This window comes from Neorhizobium sp. T25_27 (assembly GCF_002968565.1).
In the GTDB taxonomy this organism is placed as follows: Bacteria; Pseudomonadota; Alphaproteobacteria; order Rhizobiales; family Rhizobiaceae; genus Neorhizobium; species Neorhizobium tomejilense.
Genome location: NZ_PVBJ01000045.1, coordinates 1 through 397, shown reverse-complemented (window position 1 = coordinate 397; position 397 = coordinate 1). Strand labels below are relative to the sequence as shown.

1 protein-coding gene is annotated in these 397 nt (G+C 50.6%); it reads right to left on the bottom strand.

Translation table 11 applies throughout. From position 1 onward, the window contains the following. Positions 1–186: hypothetical protein (locus tag C5J24_RS31645; RefSeq protein WP_205836997.1), on the bottom strand; the 186-nt coding region annotated here is incomplete at its 3' end. Between the last annotated feature and the right edge of the window lie 211 nt (positions 187–397).

Below are 397 nucleotides of genomic sequence, written 5' to 3'. Positions count from 1 at the left end.
CACCAGATCCGGGTGGTTCGAATAGATCACTTTGTTGGTATTCAGATCAACAATCATCGCGCTACCGGAGGCAATTTCCGGCTGTGAAGCGGTGGTAGCGGCTGCCGTTTTCGCAACGGCCTGCGGTGCCAAAGGCACAGCCAGCATCAGGGCCAGGCTAAATAAAGAAACTCGAAATTTCGGCATGATGAGCATTCAGATAGTGGTTCACGCGCACGGGTTGCGCACCGCCGGAGTAAGGATTTACTGAGGCTAGCGACGCCATCATAACGAGCAAAAAGTGCGATCGTCAAAGGAGAATCGTGAGGAAATGCTGCATTGCTGACATTTACGCCAGCAATGCAACTCAAAAGAACTTTCTAGAACAAACGATAACCGTAGCCCCATAGTATAACGG